At 60.7% G+C, this 22837-nt stretch carries 18 protein-coding genes; 2 read left to right on the forward strand and 16 right to left on the reverse strand.

The window, feature by feature from the left end:
- Positions 1–27: 27 nt before the first annotated feature.
- The 7 genes from benB to G3N59_RS23700 all read right to left on the reverse strand — a co-directional run bounded on the left by benB (position 28) and on the right by G3N59_RS23700 (position 7730).
- Positions 28–516: a benzoate 1,2-dioxygenase small subunit gene (gene benB, locus G3N59_RS23670; RefSeq protein ID WP_205985224.1), complete on the reverse strand. Its 489-nt coding sequence runs from the start codon at positions 514–516 to the stop codon at positions 28–30.
- Complete coding sequence (locus G3N59_RS23675) at positions 513–1871, reverse strand: Rieske 2Fe-2S domain-containing protein (RefSeq protein ID WP_205985225.1); 1359 nt, start codon at positions 1869–1871, stop codon at positions 513–515. Before G3N59_RS23675 ends, benB begins: the two co-directional genes overlap by 4 nt.
- Positions 1872–1990: 119 nt before the next feature.
- Entirely contained in the window at positions 1991–2938 is a 948-nt protein-coding gene (gene catA / locus G3N59_RS23680; protein WP_205985226.1) for a catechol 1,2-dioxygenase, read from the reverse strand.
- Positions 2939–2996: 58 nt separating this feature from the next.
- Positions 2997–3287 (reverse strand): muconolactone Delta-isomerase, encoded by a 291-nt coding sequence (gene catC / locus G3N59_RS23685; RefSeq protein WP_205985227.1) that lies wholly within the window; start codon positions 3285–3287, stop codon positions 2997–2999.
- A 27-nt stretch (positions 3288–3314) separates the two neighbouring features.
- Complete coding sequence (locus G3N59_RS23690; protein ID WP_205985301.1) at positions 3315–4451, reverse strand: muconate/chloromuconate family cycloisomerase; 1137 nt, start codon at positions 4449–4451, stop codon at positions 3315–3317.
- 242 nt (positions 4452–4693) lie between these two features.
- Positions 4694–6109: a cytosine permease gene (locus tag G3N59_RS23695; RefSeq protein ID WP_205985228.1), complete on the reverse strand. Its 1416-nt coding sequence runs from the start codon at positions 6107–6109 to the stop codon at positions 4694–4696.
- 127 nt (positions 6110–6236) lie between these two features.
- The gene (locus G3N59_RS23700; RefSeq protein ID WP_205985229.1) at positions 6237–7730 is read right to left on the reverse strand and encodes an aldehyde dehydrogenase; all 1494 of its coding nucleotides are present in this window, start codon (positions 7728–7730) and stop codon (positions 6237–6239) included.
- 240 nt (positions 7731–7970) lie between these two features.
- Between G3N59_RS23700 and G3N59_RS23705 the strand changes: the two genes are divergently transcribed.
- Positions 7971–8891 carry a LysR substrate-binding domain-containing protein gene (locus G3N59_RS23705; protein WP_205985230.1) on the forward strand — a complete coding sequence of 307 codons (921 nt, stop codon included), beginning with the start codon at positions 7971–7973 and terminating at the stop codon, positions 8889–8891.
- Between the two features lie 3 nt (positions 8892–8894).
- Here the strand turns inward: G3N59_RS23705 and argE are convergent, their stop codons facing one another.
- From argE to G3N59_RS23730, 5 genes are all read right to left on the reverse strand, one after another.
- Positions 8895–10058, reverse strand: coding sequence for an acetylornithine deacetylase (argE, locus tag G3N59_RS23710; protein ID WP_205985231.1), 1164 nt, complete (start codon positions 10056–10058; stop codon positions 8895–8897).
- A complete protein-coding gene (locus G3N59_RS23715; RefSeq protein ID WP_205985232.1) occupies positions 10051–10728 on the reverse strand; it encodes a DUF1028 domain-containing protein in 678 nt (225 codons plus the stop codon). Before G3N59_RS23715 ends, argE begins: the two co-directional genes overlap by 8 nt.
- 20 nt (positions 10729–10748) lie before the next feature.
- The gene (locus tag G3N59_RS23720; RefSeq protein WP_205985233.1) at positions 10749–11180 is read right to left on the reverse strand and encodes a RidA family protein; all 432 of its coding nucleotides are present in this window, start codon (positions 11178–11180) and stop codon (positions 10749–10751) included.
- On the reverse strand, positions 11181–12524 hold the full coding sequence (locus G3N59_RS23725) for an NAD(P)/FAD-dependent oxidoreductase (RefSeq protein WP_205985234.1): 1344 nt from the start codon (positions 12522–12524) through the stop codon (positions 11181–11183). It lies immediately after the preceding gene.
- Between the two features lie 255 nt (positions 12525–12779).
- Positions 12780–14159 (reverse strand): aspartate aminotransferase family protein, encoded by a 1380-nt coding sequence (locus tag G3N59_RS23730; protein ID WP_205985235.1) that lies wholly within the window; start codon positions 14157–14159, stop codon positions 12780–12782.
- 301 nt (positions 14160–14460) lie between these two features.
- On the opposite strand from G3N59_RS23730, the gene G3N59_RS23735 reads away from it, so the two are divergent.
- Positions 14461–15594 carry a polyamine ABC transporter substrate-binding protein gene (locus G3N59_RS23735; RefSeq protein ID WP_205985236.1) on the forward strand — a complete coding sequence of 378 codons (1134 nt, stop codon included), beginning with the start codon at positions 14461–14463 and terminating at the stop codon, positions 15592–15594.
- A 6-nt stretch (positions 15595–15600) separates the two neighbouring features.
- Here G3N59_RS23735 and G3N59_RS23740 read toward each other — a convergent pair whose 3' ends face one another.
- From G3N59_RS23740 to G3N59_RS23755, 4 genes are all read right to left on the reverse strand, one after another.
- Positions 15601–16527 carry a LysR family transcriptional regulator gene (locus G3N59_RS23740; protein ID WP_205985237.1) on the reverse strand — a complete coding sequence of 309 codons (927 nt, stop codon included), beginning with the start codon at positions 16525–16527 and terminating at the stop codon, positions 15601–15603.
- 132 nt (positions 16528–16659) lie between these two features.
- The gene (locus G3N59_RS23745) at positions 16660–18171 is read right to left on the reverse strand and encodes an efflux transporter outer membrane subunit (protein WP_205985238.1); all 1512 of its coding nucleotides are present in this window, start codon (positions 18169–18171) and stop codon (positions 16660–16662) included.
- Entirely contained in the window at positions 18164–21328 is a 3165-nt protein-coding gene (locus G3N59_RS23750; RefSeq protein ID WP_205985239.1) for an efflux RND transporter permease subunit, read from the reverse strand. The genes G3N59_RS23745 and G3N59_RS23750 overlap by 8 nt, the downstream gene beginning before the upstream one ends.
- Positions 21329–21339: 11 nt before the next feature.
- On the reverse strand, positions 21340–22587 hold the full coding sequence (locus G3N59_RS23755) for an efflux RND transporter periplasmic adaptor subunit (RefSeq protein ID WP_205985240.1): 1248 nt from the start codon (positions 22585–22587) through the stop codon (positions 21340–21342).
- Between the last annotated feature and the right edge of the window lie 250 nt (positions 22588–22837).

Here is a 22837-nt window from a genome sequence, read left to right on the forward strand (position 1 = left end):
ATTGATGCGTTCGACTTTCAGCACGCCTTACACGTGATAAACGTCGAGTACCTGCCGGATATAGTCGTTCTTCAGCACGATCTTCTTATAGGCAATCAACCACTGACCTTCGACCAGACGCAGCGTGACGAACATCGTGCCGTAGAAGAAGTCGGTCGTACGGTAACGATGGTTGAGCGTCTGGAAGTTGTAGCGCAGATCGACTTCGTTATCACGCTCGGCCAGCACTTCGACGTTGTTGACGTTGTGGCTCGTGCGCGGCTCCGGCGTGGAAGCGCCGCTGCGTTCGGTCTTGATGCGGAACACCCGGTCTTCCAGGCCGCCGCGATCGGGGTAATACATCAGCGAGATCTGGCTTTCGTGGTCGTCGGTGATCTGATCGTCGTCGTCCCAGGCCGGCATCCAGTAGGTGACGTCTTCCGCATAGCAGGTGAGCCATTCGTCCCACTGCCGATCGTCGAGCAGACGCGCCTCGCGATAAAGCACCGCGCAAAGGGTTTGGTAATCGAAGCTCATGCCACGGACTCCTTACGTTCTTTCTTCAGTGCGTCGCGCATGACTTCCACCCAGTATTCGTGCTGGCACACGAACAGGCCTTCGTCTTCGCTGCGCTCGCCCGAAATCAGCGGCTTCAGGCCCATCTTCTTCGCGTTGTCATCGGCGCCTTCGACCCACAGCGGCGCGCCGCGCGAGAGGTCGTTCCACATCGCCGTAATACCGGCGTAACCGTTCTGGCAAGCGCGGAATTCTTCCAGATCGTCGGCCGTGCCCATGCCCGAGACGTTGAAGAAGTCTTCGTACTGGCGAATGCGCGTGGCGCGATCGGTTGCGCTCTCGCCCTTCGGCGCGAAGCAGAAAATCGACACTTCGGTTTTATCGACGCTGATCGGACGCACCACGCGAATCTGCGTGCTGAACTGGTCCATCAGGAAGACGTTCGGGTACACGCACAGGTTGCGCGTCTGGTTCACGATGAAGTCGGCGGCCACCTCGCCCACGCGCGCCTTGATTTCGTCGCGCTGCTGATAGACGGGGCGCACTTCCGGGTTCATGGTCTGGGTCCAGAGCAGAATATGGCCGTGTTCGAAGCCATAAACGCCCGCCACCGACTTGCTCCAGCTATTCGCGTCAACGGCCTTGGTGCCCTCTTCCTTGCGGCGGCCCATCGTGGCGGCGTAATTCCAGTGCACGGTGCTGACGTGATAGCCGTCGCAACCGTTTTCCATCTGCATTTTCCAGTTGCCCTCGTACACATACGAGGAATTGCCGCGCAACACTTCGAGGCCGCCGGGCGCCTGATCGACGATCTGGTCGATAATCACGCGCGCTTCGCCCAGATATTCTTCGAGCGGCATGACATCCGCATTCAGGCTGCCGAACAGAAAGCCGCGATAGTTCTGGAAACGCGCGACTTTCTTCAGATCGTGCGAGCCGTGCGTATTGAACTGCACCGGATATTCAGTGGTCTTCTCGTCCTTCACCTTGAGCAGCTTGCCGGTGTTCGAGAAAGTCCAACCGTGGAACGGGCACGTAAAACTGCCTTTATTGCCGTGCTTGCGGCGACAGAGCATTGCACCTTTGTGCGCGCAGGCATTGATGACGGCATTCAGTTCGCCAGTCTTGTCACGCGTAATGACGATGGGCTGACGACCAATCCACGTGGTGTAGTAATCGTTGTTATTCGGAATCTGGCTTTCGTGAGCCAGATAAACCCAATTGCTCTCGAAGATGTGTTTCATCTCGAGATCGAACAATTCGGTATTGGTGAAGATATCGCGACGGCAACGGAAAATACCGGCTTGCCTGTCGTCCTGCACGGCGGTAGCCAGCAGGTTATCGAGGTCGTTGGATTGGTCGATGATGGCGGACATATTTCCTCTCCCTATGCGTACACCGATCCCTGCACGGGAAGCATGCATCGGTGGCGAATGGGTTCTCGCGGGGGAATCGGTGGGCGGCAGCGCGGTGCGGCTGCCGCCTTACTGGACGCTTAGGCTTCTACGGTGGCGCTTGCCGCAGCGCGCGGGCGCTGGACGATCTGGTTGTCGCGGCCTTGCAGCAGCGGCGTCAGAACGACATCGAATTCGATGTGTTTGTACGCGTCGGCTTTCAGGCCCAATGCGGCGCCGCCGGTTTTCTCGACGACGTGCGGAATGAGTTCTTCGCGCGTGGCATAGGCGAAGTCATCCCAGATCAGCGGATCGCCTTCGATATTGAATTGCGTGGTGAGCTTGCGGTGATCGCCGCTCGAGATAAAGAAGTGCACGTGTGCCGGGCGGTTGCCGTGGCGGCCCAGGCCGTCGAGCAACTGCTGCGTGGCGCCGTGCGGCGGGCAGCCATAACCCACCGGCATGAGCGTGCGGAATTCATACACGCCGTCTGCGCCCGTTTTCACTGCGCCGCGCAGATTGAAATCGGTTTGCGCGCCGGTCGGGTCGAAGTGCGAATAGAAGCCATTGGAATTGGCGTGCCAGCATTCGACTACGGCGTTGGCGATAGGCTTGCCGTCCGTGCCTTTGACCGTGCCGCGAATGATCAGCGGGCCGGCGTTCGCGTCTTCGTCGAAGTCGATCTTCGCCACGCCGTCACGCACCGGCGCGCCGGCCACATAGAGCGGACCTTCGATCGTGCGCGGCGTGCCGCCGTCCAGACCGGTTGCCTTGTCTTCCGCATCCATGCGCACGTCGAGGTATTTTTCCAGACCGAGACCTGCTGCAAGCAGCGCCGCTTCGCCGTCCTGACCCAGCTTGTTCAGATAGTTCACACCGGCCCAGACTTCATCGGGCGTAATGTCGAGATCGTCGATGGCCTTGAATAGGTCGCCCAGCAGACGATGAATGATTTGCTGGAAACGCGCGTTGCCGGTATTGCCGTTGAGATTCGCAGCGGCTTTCAGCAGATCCTGCACTTCCTGCGTATCGAATACTTTGACGCTCATGATTAGTGTCTCCACACTTGTATTTTGGGGAACAGCGGCCTGAATGACTCTGCTGGAATCAGGCGTCGTCGTCGCGGATCGACGACGGGTGGCGACACAGCGGCGTCACCGAAATCTTCATATACGGGAACAGCGGCAAAGCCGTGAGAATGTCGTGCAGTTCCGCGTTGCTTTCCACATCGAAAATGCTGTAATTCGCGTACTCGCCGACCACGCGCCAGATATGGCGCCACTTGCCGCTGCGTTGCAGTTCCTGCGAATAGGCCTTTTCACGTGCCTTGATTTCATTGGCGACCTCGGCGGGCAGATCGGCCGGGATGTTCACATCCATACGTACCTGGAAAAGCATCGTCTCCGTCCTTCTAATAACCTGAAATTAGCGGGTAGTTTTGATGAGTCCGTTGCGGGTAAAGCGCTCGACTTTCGCTTCATCGAGCTCGATCCCCAGACCCGGGCCGGAAGGCACGGTCAGCGCAAAATCGCTGTAATCGAGCGGCTTCGTCAGAATCTCTTCGGTGATCAGCAGCGGACCGAACAATTCGGTGCCCCATTGCAGATTGGCGAAACTCGCAAACAGATGCGCCGAAGCCACCGTGCTGAATGCGCCTTCCAGCATCGTGCCGCCATAGAGTTCGATGCCCGCGGCGTCAGCAATTGCGGCCACGCGTTGCGCGGCAAACAGGCCGCCGCTCTGCTCGATCTTGATGGCAAAGACATCGGCGCCATTGTTCTTTGCAATGTCGAATGCGCTTTCCGGGCCCTGCAGGATTTCGTCGGCCATCAGCGCGACCGGGAAGCGGCGCATCAAACGCGCCAGCGCCGCGGCGGAGGCCACCGGTTGCTCGACCAGTTCGCAGCCCGCATCGGCCAGTGCGGGAATCGCCCACGCGGCCTGCGTTTCGCTCCACGCCATATTCACGTCGACGCGCACGGCAGCGCGATCGCCCACGGCCTTCTTGATTTCGGCCACGTGTTTGATATCGGTTTCAAGCGGCTTCGCGCCAATCTTCAGCTTGAAGACGTTGTGGCGGCGCACTTCGAGCATATGTTCGGCTTCGGCGATGTCCTTTGCCGTGTCGCCCGATGCAAGCGTCCAGGCAACCGGCACGCGATCGCGGCGGCGACCGCCCAGCAACTCGCTCACGGGCACGCCAAGGCGCTTGCCTTGTGCATCGAGCAGCGCGGTTTCAATCGCGCTCTTCGAAAAGTGATTGACCTTTACCAGCTTGCCCAGATGCGCCATCAACGCCTGAATGCGCGTGGCGTCCTGGCCGATCATGGCCGGGGCGAAGTACGTGTCGATCGCCACCTTCATCGCTTCCGGGCTTTCTGGGCCGTAGGCCATGCCCGCGATCGTGGTGCCTTCGCCGATGCCGATCACGCCATCGCTGCAAAATACCTTCACGAGCATCAAGGTCTGCCCATACATCGTTGCAACCGAAAGCTTGTGAGGGCGGATCGTGGGCAGATCGACCAGGCGGGTTTCGATGCGTTCAATCGTCACTGGGGTCATGGCTGGCGTGGCGTGCGTGGAGTTCATGGAATGGATTTATACGCCCCGCCTGGATAGAGCGTCCAATACTTTTAAACACCGGTTTCCATACCTTGAGGGTATGGAGTTTCCGTGACGAGGCGCGAATACTGCGACGCACCATACCTCGCTGGAATTATTTTCGGTGCTGGGCGCAAACGAAAAACGCCGCTCCTGTGGGGAGCGGCGTCATCGGAAAATGCGCTTCTAAAGGATGGGGAAATTCACCGCAAAGCAGCGCTTGCCCCTGCTTCGATGCGGCGGCGATAAGCCGTATCGCGCGTGGCCAGCCAGTAATAGAGCGGCGACGTCAGCAGCAATCCAATCAGCCATGAAAGATCGGCGCCGTCCAGATATTTGGGTACTGGCCCCGTGTACATCGGCGTATTCATGAACGGGATCTGCACTGCAATACCGACGACATAGGCGATTAGCGCCTGCGGATTGAATCGCCCGTAGATGCCGCCATCGGCTTTGAATATCGATGCGATGTCGTATTTGCCTTTGTGCACGACATAAAAATCGATCAAGTTGATTGCCGTCCAAGGGACCAGCACTACGAGCAAAGCCAGCACGAGATCGACGAGATTGCCGACGAAATTCGTCGATGCGCCAATCGCTGCGTAGCAGCACGACGCCAGAATCACCACCGAAAATACCGCGCGGGCATTGGCCGTGGGAATCCAGCGGCTCGCAAAGGTCTGCACGGACGTGATGGTCGCGAGCACGGCGCCGTAGAGATTCAGCGCGTTATGGCTGATCACGCTGAGCAGAAACAGCACCAGCATCGGCAGCCCGAGCGGGCCGGTCGCCAGTTTGACGGCGTCCATTGCGTCGGCACCCGGCGGCACGGCGAGCACCGCCACGGCGCCAAACACGAACGCGAGCGTGGAGCCGATCGTGCAACCGAGCCACGTCGCCCAGAACGTGGACGACACGCGCACGTTTTCCGGCAGATAGCGCGAATAGTCGGAAACATAAGGCGCGAATGCAATCTGCCACAGCGCCGAAAGCGATACCGTTGCGAGCCAGCCCGCGAAATTGAAGCCGCCGCGCGTGAGGAAATCGTCCGTGGTCACGTGCGTGAAGATATAGCCAAAGCCGATGGCAATACCGATACCCAATACCCACGTGCCAATGCGGTTCAGAAAGTGGATGAAGCGATAACCAACAATGCCGATGAGCCCCGACCCCACTGCCCCAATCACAATCCCGACCGGCACCGAAACCGATGCCTGGATGCCGTGCAAGGACTTGCCGGCCAGCACGATATTCGATGCGAAAAAGCCCACGTACATCACGCCCGCAATCACCGTCACGAGCAGCGCGCCCCATGAACCGAACTGCGCACGGCTTTGAATCATCTGCGGAATGCCCATTTGCGGGCCCTGGGCCGAATGCAGCGCCATCAGCACGCCGCCCAGCGCCTGCCCCACGACGATCGCCACGATTCCCCAGAACAGATTCAGATGGAACATCTGCACGCCCAGCGCGCCGGTGACGATTGGCAGCGGCGCGATATTGCCGCCGAACCAGAGCGTAAAAAGATCGCGGACCTTGCCGTGTCGATCTGCGGGCGGCACATAGCCAATAGTGTGTTTCTCGATCAATTGCGCGTTGTTGCTATCCGTACTGGCCACGATACTGTCTCCTGCCGGGTTTCAAGAACCCATTATTTCGGATTACTTAATCAATGCATCGCTTGCACTGCCTCTGCCCATCGAGCAGACTGGCCGCGTGCTCCGGTTGCGGCCAGTCCGATACGCCCTATCCGCGCAATTGAATCCAGGTGGTCTTCAATTGCGTGTACTTGTCGAACGAATGCAGCGAGAGATCGCGGCCGAAGCCCGATTGCCTGCCGCCGCCGAACGGCACCGTCACGTCCAGCGCATCGACGGTATTGACCGACACCGTGCCAGCCTTTAGCGCACGCGCCACGCGATGCGCGCGATTCAGGTTATCGGTCCACAACGAAGCCGCCAAACCATACACGCTGTCGTTCGCGAGACGCAGCGCTTCTTCTTCGGTGTCGAACGTGCTGATCGCCAGCACGGGGCCGAATACTTCCTCGCGTGCGATCGGCATGTCGTTGTTCACACCGGCGAAGACGGTCGGCTCGACGAAATTGTCCGAGCCGTTGATGTTCAGACGCTTGCCGCCCTTGAGCAGGCGCGCACCGTCAAGCTGGGCCTGATCGATGGCGCTCATGATGCGCGCGGTCTGCCCCGCATCGACGATGGCACCCGCGCGGCTGGCCGGATCGAGCGGATCGCCTGGCATCCAGTCGCGCGCCTTCGCAAGCAGGCGCTCGACAAACTCCTCCTGAATCGAGCGCTGCACATAAAGCCGCGAATTGGCCGAGCACACTTCGCCCTGATTGAAGAAGATGCCGAACGCGGCTTTTTCCGCGGCCAGATCGAGATCGGCGCAATCTTCGAAGATCAGATTCGGGCTCTTGCCGCCGCATTCGAGCCAGACCTGCTTGAGATTCGAATCGGCCGAATAGCGCATGAAGTATTTGCCGACTTCGGTCGAGCCGGTAAACACGAGGCAATCCACATCCGGATGCAGACCGAGCGCACGCCCGGCCTGCTCGCCCAGCCCCGGCACGACATTGAGCACGCCTTCGGGCAGGCCCGCTTCCAGCGCGAGTTCGGCGAGGCGCAGCGCGGAAAACGGCGATTGCTCCGCGGGCTTGAGCACCACGCTATTGCCTGCGGCCAGCGCGGGCGCGAGTTTCCACGCGGCCATGTCGAGCGGGAAATTCCACGGCACGACTGCCGCGACCACGCCCAGCGCTTCGCGCGTGATCGTCGCGAACGCATTCGGCGCGGTGGGCGCGACCTGGTCATAGAGTTTGTCGAGTGATTCACCGTACCACGCGAACACATGGGCAGCGCCCGGCACATCGATATTCCACGCATCGGCGACCGGCTTGCCCATATTGAGCGAATCGAGCAATGCCAGTTCCTCGCGATTGGCGAGCATCAATTCGGCCAGGCGCAGCAGCACTTTCTTGCGCTCGACCGCCGGCGCGCGCGACCACGTGCCCTTGTCGTAAGCTTCGCGCGCGGCACGCACGGCCAGATCGACATCTGCCGTATCGCAGGCGGCCACGCGCGCCAACAGACGGTTCGTGGCCGGATTGACGGCGTCGAACGTCGCACCGGACAGCGCGGCCACGCGCCGCCCGCCAATCAGGGCCTGGTCGATGAACACCTGCTCCGCAGCGCGACGCTGCCAGTAGCCGAGATCAAACATGCGGGTCTCCAGAGGGGCCGCCCGGGCAGCCCATGTTGATAGTGGAAAAGCAAGGGTTTGAGGCGATGGTGCGATATTTCGCGTCAAAGACAAATTAATAAAAATATTTTCGAGTCATACGATAAAACTATGCAATGCACTTTTCTTCCGCACGCGCTTCCAGGGTAAGGTAATGTCGAAAAACGCCTGAAAAACCGGTAAAACGTGCCGCGTTCCTGCGGCCCTGCATCAGAGGTGCAAGTGGCTTTCTATACCCTGCGACAACTCAAGTACTTCGTGACAACCGTCGAAGCCGGCAGCGTGGCCGAGGCGTCGCGCCAGCTTCATATTGCCCAGCCGTCCATTTCCAGCGCCATCAAGGCACTGGAAGAAAGCTTCAACGTCAAGCTGTTCATCCGGCACCACGCCCAGGGCGTGTCGCTCACGCCGGGCGGCACGCGCTTCTATCGCAAGGCGCAGGAACTGCTGCGCATGGCGCACGAATTCGAGCAGAACGCGCTGGCCGACAATGACGTCATCACCGGTCAGATCGATATCGGCTGCTTCGAAACGGTGGCGCCGCTCTATCTGCCGCAACTGATTGCGGGTTTCCGCGAACGCTATCCCGGCGTCAATATCCGCATTCGCGACGGCGAACAGCAGGAACTGGTTCAGGGACTCACTGCAGGCACCTTCGACGTCGCCTTTCTCTACGATCACGAACTCGACGGCACCATCGCCACCGAGCCGCTGATGCCGCCGCAAAAGCCTTATGTGCTGCTGCCGGAAAACCACCGCTTCGCGAGTCAATCGCACGTATCGCTGCGCGACCTTTGCGCCGAGCCGATGATTCTGCTCGACGTGCAGCCCAGCCGTACCTATTTCGTGAGCCTCTTTCACGATCTTGGCCTCACGCCCAATATCGTGTTCGGCTCGCCTTCGATCGAAATGGTGCGCGGCATGGTGGGCCAGGGCTTTGGCTTTTCGCTGCTGGTCACGCGCCCGCATTCCGAATGCACTTACGACGGCAAAAAGGTGGTCACGATCGATATCACCGAACCCGTGGCCACCTCCGGTCTCGTGAGCGCGCGGCTCAAACGCGGTCAATTGACCAAGCCCGCGCAACTGTTCGTGGACTTCTGCCGCGAACACCTCGCGAATCTGCACGAGGCGTCGATTTAAAACTCACTCCGCTCGCGCGAGATATTGCGCGAGACGCACGAGCATGGCGTCGCAATCCGCAAGCTGCGCTTCGCTCACGAATTCGTCGGGCTTGTGGCCCTGGTCCATGCTGCCGGGGCCGCACACCACGGTCGGTATGCCTGCCTGTTCGTACAGGCCGCCTTCCGTGCCGAACGCCACCGTACCGAAATCCGTCGATCCGCTGATATGCGCGAGCAGGCGCGCCGCGTCGCTTTCGGGCGGCGTCGCCAGTCCCGGATAGGCGCCGAGCGATTGCCATTGGATATCGGTATCGGGCTGCACGGCGCGCATGGCGGGCAGCAATTGCGCCTGCGCGTATTGCGCGAGTTCGTCGGCTACCGACTGAGCCTCGAAACCCGGTAATGCACGCACTTCGAAATCGAATTCGCATTCCGCCGGCACGATATTGAGCGCGCGCCCGCCTTTGATGACACCGGTTTGCACCGTGGAATAAGGCGGATCGAAACGTTCGTCGCGATGTTCCGGGCTGGCCAGACGCGCGCCGATTTCGTCGAGTTGACCAATCAGACGCGCTGCATATTGAATCGCGTTGACGCCATAAGGTGCGTAAGCGGAATGACACGCCGCGCCTTTCACGCAGCAACGCATTGCCAGCTTGCCCTTGTGACCGAGCACCGGCTTGAGTTCCGTAGGTTCGCCGATCAGGCAAAGGAGCGGCTTGTGCGGGCGTTTCGCCAGTTCTTCGAGCATCGGCCGCACGCCCAGACAACCCACTTCTTCGTCATAGGAAAACGCCAGATGAATGGGCGTTTTCAGATCGGCGGCAATGAATTCCGGCACGGCTGCCAGCACCGAGGCGATAAAGCCTTTCATATCCGCCGTGCCGCGTCCATATAGTCGCCCGTCGCGCTCCGTGAGGCGGAACGGTTCGACCGTCCACGCCTGGCCGTCCACGGGCACCACGTCCGTATGCCCGGAAAGCACGACACCGCCGCGATCGCTCGGACCAATCGTCGCGAACAGATTTGCCTTGGTGCGCTCCGCGTTATAGAAAAGCTCGCTGCGAATGCCGAATTCCGCCAGATAGCGCTCGATAAACGCAATCAGTTCGAGATTCGATTCGCGGCTGACGGTTGCGAAACCGATCAGCCGCTCCAGCAGCTTGCGACTGCTGCGTTCATTCATCGCCTGGGACTCCATAGCTTGGCGCGGCGGTCGGATTCAGCGCGCGGGTCAGATAGTCCTGCATCTGCGGCCGATATGCCTGCCAAAGACCGTCCAGCTCGCCGAGCGGATCGTTATCGGCCCAATCGACGCGCAGATCGACCACCGGCCAGGTATGGTCGTCGACGATCTTGAGCGCCGCCGAATGTACCGGCCCGGCCTCCCCGCCCGCCGCCATCGCAGCGTGCATGGCAGCCAGCAAACGATCGGCGAGCGCGCCCGGCGTGTTTTCGAACGCCTGCACCATCGTATCGATCACGTGTTGTCCCGCGAGCATATTGCCCGCCGCCACGCACTGCTCGCCTGCCGCCGCGTGATAAATGCCCAGCGCTTCCTTGCCGCTGAAAAACGCCGTGCGCCCTTGCGCGTCGATCACCGTCACCTGGCGATACTGACTCCAGCCATTCGAATTCAATGCGCGGTCCAGCGCGGCTGCGGGTTCGAGCTGATCGTGTTCCAGCAGATCCAGCACCTGCGGGCCGAGTGCGGGCAGCGTGACGTTTTGCGTCGCCACGACGCCCACACCTGCGCGTGCCCAGGGACAACGCGCCCCCACTGCGATGCTCGACGAACTGATGGCAATGCCGAGCTGACCGGTTTCGGCGCAGCGGCCGACAATCGAGAATGTCATGGCACGTTTCTCCCTTGTTTTCAGGCTTGCGGCGGCGTCCAGCCGTCCGGCACCACGGCGATCACGTCGATTTCCATCAACCATTGCGGCTGACCGAGCGCCGAGACCACGAGGCCCGTCGAAATCGGAAACACGCCCTTGAGCCATTTGCCCACTTCCTGATAAACCGGCTCGCGATAACGCGGGTCGATCAGATACGTCGTGGTCTTGACGATATGGCTCAGGTCGCTGCCCGCTTCTTCGAGCAGTTGCTTGACGTTCTTCATGGCCTGCTCGGCCTGCGCACGCGGGTCGCCCAGACCCACGAGCTTGCCGTCGAAATCGGTGCCTACCTGGCCGCGCACGTACACCGTATTGCCGGCACGCACGGCCTGGCAAAGATCGTTGTCGAGCGTCTGGTTCGGATAAGTATCCTTGGTATTGAACATGCGGATGCGGGTATGCGTGGGCATTTAAATGACTCCGATTGCGTTATTCGATTCGTTACGGGTTTCTTCGCGAGCGTCGATGTTCGCTTCCACACTGGTGGATTGAGTGCGTTGCGTCGCGTCGCGATAGTCGAGGTATTGAGCCTGCGTGGCGATATGGCCGGCGACATGCTTCGCGTCGTGCCACACGCCCCAGATGAATGACGAGCCACGGCGCGAGAGCCACGGCAGGCCCACGAAATAGACGCCCGGCTCGCTCGATACGCCGCGCTGATGCTTCGGTTTGCCTTTCTCGTCGAAGGCGTTGACCTGCAGCCAGCCATAGTCGTTTGCGTAACCGGTGGCCCAGACGATCGAGCTCACACCGGCCTTTTTCAGGTCGAGTTCGAGGAGCGGTTGCGTGACGCACTCCGGGTCGGGCACGACCGCGCGCGCTTCGGGTTCTTCCGGCAAATCGAGACCGTTGCGGGCGACATAGGCGTCAGCGGCGTCGAGCAGCGAGAGATAGTTGGCGTCGCCATTCGCGAGATTGGTCGCGAGATCGCTTTCGAATTTGACCACGCCGTCGTTGAACGACTGGGTCAGCCCCACCAGCGTCATGCCCGCATGCGCGAGCTTGCGGAAATTGACGGTATGGCCGCCACGCGCGCCGCTCACGGCAATCGTCACGTGTTCGCGGCCCGGCACGGCGGTTTCCAGATCCCAGAGACCGAGCACGCCCAGCCACCAGCAGAAGTCGCGATTGCGATACGCGCGCGGCGGGCGATCGTGCGGACCCACGGAGAGATAAACACGCTTGCCCGCACGCATTAATTCTTCGGCAATCTGCACGCCCGACGAACCCGCGCCCACCACCAGCACGGCGCCTTCGGGCAATTGCTGCGGATTGCGATAATCGGCCGAGTGAATCTGCACGAGACCGGCGGCATTTTTGGGCGCGATCGGCGGAATCACCGGGCGCTGGAACGGGCCGGTGGCGACCACCACGCGTTGCGCTTCGATCACGCCGCGGCTCGTTTCGACCGTGAAGCCGGGGCGGCCTGCATTGCGCACCACTTTTGTGACGTCCACACCCGTGCGGATCGGCGCATTGAACTGCTTTGCGTAGGCTTCGAAATAATCGGCCACGCGATCTTTCGAGGCAAAAGCATCAGGGTCGAGATCGTCGAACTCCAGGCCCGGAAAACGGTCGTGCCATGCAGGACCGTTTGCGACCAGCGAATCCCAGCGGCCGGTTCTCCAGCGCTCGGCGATGCGCTCGCGCTCCAGCACGAGATGCGGCACACCCAGCTTGCCCAGGTGCTCGCTCATTGCCACGCCGGCCTGCCCGGCGCCGACGACGAGCGTATCAACGGTTTCGATTGTCATTGCGGTTTCCTTATGCAAGGCGGCCTGAGTTGGCAACAAACCAGAAAACGCACCGCCTGTGCGACCCTGTGTGTGGGTTCGGTTGGGTTTGGTTGTGTCTATTCTGTTCAGAGTCGAGGAATTGCGAAACGATGATTTTTGTCGTTCCTGCCTAGCAAAAAAATTCCTCTGCACTTTTTTGGCTGTATTGCGGTCAATAAAAAACGCCCGCTCGCTCCCGAGTGGGAACGAAGCGGGCGTTGTAATTCGAACGTTTTACAGCAGGGTTTCAGCGGTCGCGTCCACTGCCAGGCGCATCTTGTCCACCAGTTCGTCGATTTGCGCATGGTCGATCACGAGCGGCGGCGCGACGATCAACCGACCATTGGTCGAACGCACGATCACGCCCAGATCGAAACCCACGGAACGGCTATGCCACGTCAATTCCGCTTCGTTGACGAAGCGCTCGCGCGTGCTCTTGTCCTTCGCAAACTGGATCGCGGCAACGGCCCCCACGCCCTGCACTTCGCCGATTAACGGATGGCCTGCAAAGGCGTCGCGTAGCGCTTTCTGCAGATAAGGGCCAGTATCTGTTTTCGTGCGCTCGACCAGCCCGCCGCGATCGAGCACATCCAGATTCGCCAGTGCCACCGCTGCGGCAACCGGGTGCCCCGAATACGTGAGACCGTGTGCATAAACGCCGCCGCGTTCGACCAGCGCCTCGCCAACGCGGCGGCTCATGATGAGCCCGCCCATCGGCACGTAGCCCGATGTCAAACCCTTGGCGATACAGATCAAATCCGGTTCGAAGCCAAAGTGCCGATGCGCAAACCATTCGCCGGTGCGGCCAAAGCCGCCGATCACTTCGTCGGCACACAGCAGCACATCGTATTTGCGGCAGATGCGCTCGATCTCTTGCCAATAACCGTCGGGCGGAAAAATCATGCCGCCCGCGCCCTGGAACGGTTCCGCAACGAAGGCGCCAACGCGGTCCGCGCCCAGCTCGAGAATCTTGCGCTCGAGCGATTGCGCGGCTTTCAGGCCGAATGCTTCCGGCGTGAGATCGCCGCCATTGGCGTACCAGTACGGTTCATCGACATGCGTGATATTGGGGATCGGCAGATCGCCCATTTCATGCATGAACGCCATACCGCCCAGCGACGCACTGCCGACCGTCGAGCCGTGATAGCCATTCACGCGGCCAATCAGCACCTTCTTTTCCGGCTTGCCCATTACGTCCCAGAAGCGGCGCACCGTGCGGATCAGCACTTCATTCGATTCGGAACCGGAGTTCGTATAAACGACATGGCTGAAATGGCCGCCCAGCAGCGAAAACAGCTTCTCGGACAGTTCAATTACCGAAGGATGCGTGGTGTGAAAGAACATGTTGTAGTAAGACAGTTCTTTCATCTGCCGCGCGGCGGCATCGACCAGTTCCTTGCGTCCATAACCGACGTTCGTGCACCACAAGCCCGACATACCGTCGAGGTAGCGATTGCCGTCGTTGTCCCAGAGATGCACACCCTCGCCGCGCACCATAACGCGTGGCCCTTCCGCGTTCAGCGCCTTCTGGTCGACGAACGCATGCAGATGATGCGCGGCATCGCTCTGTTGATAGTCACGGGTACTGCGCTGGGGGAGATCGCGTGTATTCATGGTTCTGGTTCCAGAATCGGACTTCTATTGAGCACCGTTACGCCTGGTGAATACCCTCGGTGTCCGCAACAAAAACGAACACCAGTTCGGCTCACTCTCCCTCGACAAAATAACAAGGTAAAGAATGCAATTTCTGGCTATTGCATAGAATTTGTCGATGCCAGTTCCATGGCGCATCGCATAGGAAAAACCTGTACATGACCTAGATAAACTATTTTTTTCTCCCGATCTTCGCGTGCCAGGATTCAGCCGTCGTTCGTCGCAGCCCTTATGGCCAATCCTCATTCATAGAGAGACATTCATGCGCATCGATCGTATCCGGCAGTTTGTGCGTCCTTCGATTGCCCTGGCTTCGCTTGCGGCGCTCGCCAGCACGGGAAGTCTGACCAGCGCGCCCGCCAGGGCGGCTGAAACGCAGTTGAACGTCTATAACTGGTCCGACTATATTGGCAAGGACACCATTCCCGATTTCGAAAAACAAACGGGCATCAAGGTCAAATACGATAACTACGACGGCGACGATACCTTGCAGGCCAAGCTGCTTGCCGGTAGCTCCGGCTATGATATCGTTGTGCCCACATCGAATTACATGGCGCGGCAAATTCCAGCGGGCATCTACCAGAAGCTCGACAAATCGAAATTGCCCAATCTGGCGAATCTCGATCCTGCACTCATGAAAATCATTGCGCAGGCCGATCCCGGCAATCAGTACGGCGCGCCGTATGCCTACGGCACGGATGGCATGGGCTACAACGTGCAGGCCGTGCAGAAGGCGCTCGGCGGCAACGCGCCCGTCGACAGTTGGGCGCTGGTGTTCGACCCGGAAAATATGTCGAAACTGAAGAGTTGCGGCGTGTCATTCCTGGATCAGGCCGTCGATGTGTTCGCGGCCACGCTGCAATATATGCACAAAGACCCCAATAGCACCAACCCCGGCGATTATCAGGCGGCGTATGAAACGCTCAAGAAAGTCCGCCCGTATATCACGCAATTCAATTCGTCCGGATATATCAACGACCTTGCGAATAACGATATCTGCGTGGCGTTTGGCTGGTCCGGCGATATCGGCATTGCGCATCGCCGCGCCGTGGATGCCAAACGCAGCTATGAAATCAGGTTCTCGAATGCGAAGGAAGGCGGGCTGATCTGGTTCGACATCATGGGCATTCCCAAGGACGCACCGCATCCCGAGGCCGCGCTCGCCTGGATCAACTATATCGAGGACCCGAAAGTGAATGCGGGAATCACGAACGAGGTGTTCTACCCCACGCCGAACAAGGCGGCGCGTGCGTTCGTGACCGCCTCCGTGGCCAATGACGCCGGCGTCTATCCGGCGCCGGACGTGCTAGCGAAAATGACCATGATGAAAGCCTTGCCCGCCGATATCCTGCGTCTGGAAAACCGCCTCTGGGCGCAGCTCAAGACTGGTCACTAGGATTCGTCAGGGCCGCGCGTACTGCCGTTTGATCAATTCCTCGGCGAATGCAGCGAAGCGCTGCACCACCACGCGCGGCTTCATGGTGCGCGACTGCGCAATACCCAGCGTAGTCGCAACCACTTTCTCCTTGAAGCGCTTCACCACGAAATCTTCGCCATCGACCGTCTGGGTCGATTTGAGCGGGAAGTTCAGGATGCTGAAGCCCAGACCGTTCGCCACCATGCCGCGCACCACTTCCGGTTGCGAAGAGCGGAACACCGGCACCGGCCGCTGCCCGACCGTATCGAACAGCGAAGAAAAATATTCGCGGCTATGCGGCAGATCGAGCATCACATAAGGCTCGTCGATGAGATTCGACAGCGAAACCGCACGATGCTGCGCAAGCGGATGGCGGCTAGGCAGGATCACATAAGGCGGCAAATGCACCAGCGGCCGAAAGTCGATGTCATCGGTGAGATCGATATCGTACGTGAGTGCGATGTCCAGCGAGCCGTCGTGCAGCCCTTCGAACAAACCATCCTGATGCGCTTCCATCGTCTTGAAAGCAATGCCAGCATGATCGGCCAGAAAGCGGCTGATCAAGCCGGATAACAACGGCGGCGCCAGCGAAACCAGACAGCCGAGTGCAATCGTGCCCGTCATGCCAGTATCGAGCCCGCGCGCGACGGCCTGGAGTTCTTCGGCGTTCTTCAATAGATCGCGCGTTTTGCCGAGCAATTCGCGCCCTGCCTGCGTGAGCGACAGACCGGCGGCATGATGGCGAATGAACAGTTGAATGCCGAATGCGTCTTCGAGTTCGGAGATCGCACTGGAAATGGAAGGCTGCGAGATATGCATCAGCCGCGCCGCCAGCGTGAACGACAGCGTTTCCGCCGCCGTCACGAAGTAGCGCAGTTGACGCAAGGAGAAGTTGAGTCGGGGGCTTTCCATATCAAGCGAGATGGGACGAAGTTGGCAATGACGATGTGTTATCACGCCAGAATTCCGCGTGCAGGACAAGTCATGGAAACGACACTTGCCCTGCACACCGGAACGCTTCTCCGCCTCGCTCGACGGACGCCCTTAGTGAACGGCGCTCTCTTTCGATTGCGACGTCTGCATCGCCGTGCTGTCCGAATCGGCGTTGCGCGGTTTATCGCCGGTATTGGCGATCCAGCCGCCGCCCAGGTACTGGTACAGATCGACGAGGTTCGTCAGCCGGTCCAGATTCGCGCTGATCAGCGACTGCTGCGCCGTATAGAGATCGGTCTGCGCGCTCAGCACCGTGAGGTAGCTGTCCACGCCGTTGCGATAACGCAGATCGGAAAGCGTATAACGGCGCTGCTGGCTCTCGGTGTAGGCGCGCAGATCGGTGATCTGCGTGTCGTACGTGCCGCGCGCGGCCAGCCCGTCCGCCACTTCGCGGAAGGCCGTTTGAATGGCCTTTTCGTACGCGGCCACATCTTCGTCCTTTTCGAGCTTCGCCACGTCGAGGCTGGCCTTGTTCGCGCCGCCTTCGAAGATCGGCATCGTGATCGTCGGGCCGAAGTCCCACGCAAGCTGCCCCGGCTTGAAGAGCGAGCCAAGGCTCGCGCTCGCATAACCGAATTGTCCCGTCAGGCTGATGCTCGGGAAAAACGCTGCGCGCGCCGCGCCGATATTGGCGTTGGCGGCCTTGAGCGTTTCCTCGGCTTCGAGGATGTCGGGGCGGCGCGTGAGCAGCGCGCTCGGCAGATCGGCGGGAATATCGGCGAGCAGATCCTGCGAATCCAGCGGCAGGCCTGCCGGCAGATCGGCCGGCAACGGCGCGCCCACCAGCAGCACGAGTGCGTTTTCCGCCTGCGCGCGCAGACGCAACTGGCTCTCGTAGTTCGCATGCGCCTGCTGCATGACACCTTGCGCTTCGCGCAGATCGAGTTCGGAACCCGTGCCGGTATCGAACTCGGTCTTGGTCAGATCGTAAGACTTCTGCGCGGAATCGAGCGTGGCCTTCGTGACCTTGAGCGAGTCGTCATAGGCGATCATCGTCAGGTACTGGTCGGCGACTTCGGAAACCAGCGTGATTTCCGCCGCCTTGCGTGCCTGCGCCGTCGACAGATAAGTATGCAGCGCCTGATTCGAGAGGCTGCGCACCTTGCCGAAGAAGTCCAGTTCCCACGACGCGCCTGCTGCCGCGTCGTAGTCGCTCGACACCGTCGCGCGGCCCACGTACGAGAGATCGGCAGGCGTGCGCGTGCGGGTGCCCGTGCCGGTCGCCGAAACCGTCGGCAGCAGATTCGCGCGTTCGATGCGGTATTGCGCGCGCGCCTGCGCCACCTTCAGCACGGAAACGCGCAGATCGCGGTTGTTTTGCAGCGCCAGCTCGATGAGCTTTTGCAGACGCGGGTCCTTGAAGAAGTCGCGCCAGCCGATATCGGCCGCCGCGTGACCCTGCGCGCTACGCGCGCCGTCCGTGGGCTGGCTGTCGTAAGCCGGCCCGCCCGGATACGTCGATGAAACCGGCGCAGCCGGCTGCGTGTAATGCGGCGCCAGTGTGCATGCCGAGGTGAAGCAAACCACTGCCGCAGCCAGCGCGCTCAAGGTGAGCTTATTCATGGCTGTCCTCCTGCACGTGCGCCGTATCGGCGCTGCCTTGTTCGTCCTGCTTCGACGAGCCGAATTTCGAACGAATAACTACGTAGAACATCGGAATCATGAAAATGGCGAGGAATGTGGCCGTGAACATACCGCCGATCACGCCCGTACCAATCGCATGCTGCGAAGCCGAACCCGCGCCGTTGCTGATCGACAGCGGCAGCACGCCCAGCACGAAGGCCATCGACGTCATCAGGATCGGACGCAGTCGCAGACGCGCCGCTTCCAGCGCCGCCGCAACAGCGGTCATGCCATGCTGCTCCTGCAATTCGCGCGCGAATTCCACAATCAGAATCGCGTTCTTCGCGGACAGACCCACCGTCGTCAACAGCCCCACCTGGAAGAACACATCGTTTTCGAGCCCGCGCATCGTCACGGCCAGCAGCGCGCCGATCACACCGAGCGGCACCACCAGAATCACCGCGAACGGAATCGACCAGCTTTCATACAGCGCGGCGAGACACAGGAACACCACGATGATCGAAATCGCGTAGAGGAACGGCGCCTGGCTGCCCGACTGGATTTCCTGGAACGACAGACCCGTCCACGAATAACCGATCCCTGCCGGCAGTTTCGAAGCGATCTGTTCCATTGCGCTCATGGCCTGACCGGTCGATTTACCCGATGCGGCCTGCCCCTGGATTTCCAGCGACGAAATACCGTTGTAGCGTTCGAGCTTGGGCGAACCGAACGTCCACTTGCCCTTTGCGAAGGCGGTGAACGGCACCATCGTGCCCGACGAGCCACGCACATACCAGCGGCCCAGATCGTCCGGGTTCATACGGAACGGGCCATCGGCCTGCACGTAGACGCGTTTGATACGGCCATCGGTATCGAGGAAGTTGTTGATGTACTTCGAACCCCACGCGATCGAGAACGTATCGTCGATGTCGGAGGCGGCCACGCCCATGGCTTCGGCCTTCTCGCGATCGATATCGACCTTGTATTGCGGCGTGTCGCTCAGACCGTTCGGGCGCACCAGCGCAAGATCCGGATTCTTCGCCGCCATCGCCAGCAACTGGTTACGCGCGGCCATCAGCTTCTCGTGACCAAGCGAAGCGTTGTCGGTCAGTTCGAAGTCGAAGCCCGAAGCCGTACCCAGTTCAGGAATCGACGGCGGGTTGATCGGAATGACCGTGGCGTCCTTGTCGTTCGCGAAGTGCTTGAACACGCGGCCCACCAGCGCCTGGACCTTTTCGTCCGACGAGCGGCGCTTCGAGAAGTCCTTCATCTGCACGAAGACCATCCCCGAGTTCTGACCACGGCCCGCGAAGTTGAAGCCGTTCACCGTGAACACGGATTCGACGATGTTCTTCTCGTCCGTGAGCAGATAGTCGGTCACGGCCTTGAGCGAGCGTGCCGTGGTTTCCTGGGTCGAGCCCGGCGGCGTCTGCACCTGCACGAACATCGTGCCCTGGTCCTCATCGGGCAGGAACGACTTCGGCAGACGCACGAACAGGAAGCCCACGCCGACGATCACCGCGAGATAGATCACCAGCCAGCGGCCCGAGCGGCGAATCACATGCTGCACGCCGCCGTGGTACTTGTCGCGGCTCTTGTCGAAGGTGCGATTGAACCAGCCGAAGAAACCCTTCTTCTCTTCGTGATGACCCTTGGGAATCGGCTTCAGAAGGGTCGCGCACAGCGCCGGCGTGAGAATCAGCGCGACCAGCACGGACAGCACCATCGCCGCCACGATCGTCAGCGAGAACTGACGATAGATGGCGCCCACCGAGCCGCCCGAGAAGGCCACCGGCACGAACACCGCCGAGAGCACCAGCGCCACACCCACCAGCGCGCCGGTAATCTGGCCCATTGCCTTGCGTGTGGCTTCCTTCGGCGACAAGCCTTCTTCCACCATCACGCGTTCGACGTTCTCCACCACCACGATCGCATCGTCCACCAGCAGACCGATCGCCAGCACGAGCCCGAACATCGACAGCGTGTTGATCGAGAAGCCCACCGCGTTCATGATCGCGAACGTGCCCAGCAGCACCACCGGCACCGCGATCGTCGGGATCAGCGTGGCGCGCAGGTTCTGCAGGAACAGATACATCACGAGGAACACCAGCACGATGCCTTCCAGCAGCGTCTTGACCACTTCCTCGATCGACAGACGCACGAACGGCGTGGTGTCGTACGGATACTTCACGACCAGGCCGTGCGGGAAGTTCTTCGACAGCTCGGCGAGCTTGGCCTGCACCAGCTTTTCGGTCTGCAGCGCATTGGCGCCCGTCGCAAGCTGAATACCGAAGCCGGCTGCCGGCGCACCGTTGTACTTGGTGTCGAAGTTATAGTTTTCGCCGCCCAGTTCGATACGCGCCACATCCCTCAGACGCACCTGCGAGCCGTCCTGGTTCACCTTCAGCAACACGTTGCCGAATTCTTCCGGGGTCCGAAGGAACGACGCTTCCGTGATGGTCGCCTGCATCGCCTGGCCCTTCACGGCAGGCGTGCCGCCGATCGAACCGGCCGCCACCTGGACGTTCTGGTTCGTGATCGCCGTTTCGACATCGACAGGCGTGAGTGCGTATTGATTCAGCTTGTTGGCGTCGAGCCACACGCGCATCGAGAACTGCGTGCCGAACAGCGTCACCGTGCCCACACCATCCACGCGGCTAAGCGGGTCCTCGATATGCGAGGCCACGTAATTCGCGAGATCGTAGCGGTCCATGCTGCCGTCGGCGGACACGAAGGCCATCACCATCAGGAAGCTGCTGCTGGACTTCGTGACCTTGATACCGGCTTCCTGCACCACGGTCGGCAGCACCGGCGTCGCCAGTTGCAGCTTGTTCTGCACCTGCACCTGCGCGATGTCGGGATTGGTGCCCGCCGCGAAGGTCAGCGTGATCGTCGCCGCGCCCGAATCGTCGGAAGTCGACGACATGTACAGCAGATGGTCGAGACCGCTCATCTGCTGTTCGATCACCTGCGTTACGGTGTCTTCGACGGTCTTTGCCGAAGCGCCCGAATAGCTCGCGCTGATCTGGATGGAAGGCGGCGCGATCGTCGGATACTGCGCCACCGGCAAGTTGAAAATAGAAGCCGCGCCCGTCATCATCAGGATGATCGCGATCACCCAGGCGAAGATCGGCCGGTCAATAAAGAATCGTGCCATTCAGTCCACCCTCACGCTGCGCCGGCGGATGCGGCAGACGCGGCCACGGGTGCCGAAGCCGATGCAGGCGTAGCGGCCACTGCAGCGGCAGCGGGCGTTGCGCCCTGATCGACGGTCTTGACGGTCGCGCCAGGCTGCACCTTCATGCCGCCTGCCACCACCACGCGATCGCCTGCCTGAAGGCCTTTTTCGATAATCCAGTTATCGTTGGTCACGCCGCCCGTGGTGAGCTGGCGCGATTCGATCTTGTTCTGCGCGTTGACGACGTAAGCCGTCGCATTGCCCTTCTGGTCGTGCTGAACGGCGGCTTCGGGCAGCAGCACGGCCTGCTCGTTATAGCCTTCGTCGATACGCGCGCGCACGTACATGCCAGGCAGCAGCACGTTTTGCGGATTGTCGAACGTCGCACGCACGGTGACCGAACCGGTGGTCTGATCGACGGTGACATCGGAGAATTCGAGGTTGCCTTCGCCTTGATACGGCTGGCCGTCTTCCAGAATCAGTTGCACCTTCGCGGCGTGCGGCCCGGTCAGCGTGACCTTGCCTTCGGCGGCGGCGCGGCGCAGTTTCAGGCCATCGACGCTCGATTGCGTGAGGTCCACATACACGTGATCGAGCTGCTGCACAGTGGCGAGTTCGGTCGCGCCGCTCGACTGCACATACGCGCCCGGCGTCACCGACGACTTGCCGATGCGGCCCGTGATCGGCGAATACACCGAGGTATAGCCAAGGTTGATCTGCGCGGTTTCGACGCTGGCGGCGTCGGCTTCCACATCGGCCTGCGCTTCGCCCGCCGATGCCACGGCGTTGTCGTAGTCCTGCTTGCTGACCGCGTTGGCTGCAACCAGCACCTTGTAACGATCGGCTTGCGCCTGCGCGGCGATCAGCGTGGCGCGCGCCTTGGCAAGCGTCGCCTTGGCGTTGTCGAGCGTGGCCTGATACGGCGCGGGATCGATCTGATAAAGCAGTTGCCCGGCCTTCACCTGGCTGCCTTCGACGAAGGTGCGCTTGAGCACGATGCCCGTCGCGCGCGCCTGCACTTCGGCGACCAGATGCGCGCTCACGCGGCCCGGCAGTTCGACGGAAACAGGTACGGCTGTGGTCTGCACGCGCATCACGTTGACTTCGGGCGTGGCGGCGGCGGTGGATTGCGGCTTGTCCGAACAGGCGGCAAGACCGATGGTGGCGCACACGAGTGCGATGGCGCGGATGATGGGTGTTCCCGGTGTGATGGCGTGAATTCCTGAATGTCTTGTCATATTCGCTTGAGGCGCGGCGGGCTTGCGGCCCTGCTGGCTTACCAATCCCTTAAACATTGCTTCACGCGCAATGTACGCGGCAAAACAAAGCGCCGGGTTACGGTACAAACGCTCCGTAAGATTCACTAAGCAAACGCCGAAAACGGACTGATAAGATCGGCCCGACTTGATGCCCGGCATGCGTGCACGCCTTGTCGAAAGGGCTACGCGGCGGGGTCGGATTCCGGTTGCGTGCGCAGTTCAGGCACGT

This window comes from Paraburkholderia sp. Ac-20340, from assembly GCF_017104965.1.
In the GTDB taxonomy this organism is placed as follows: Bacteria; Pseudomonadota; Gammaproteobacteria; order Burkholderiales; family Burkholderiaceae; genus Paraburkholderia.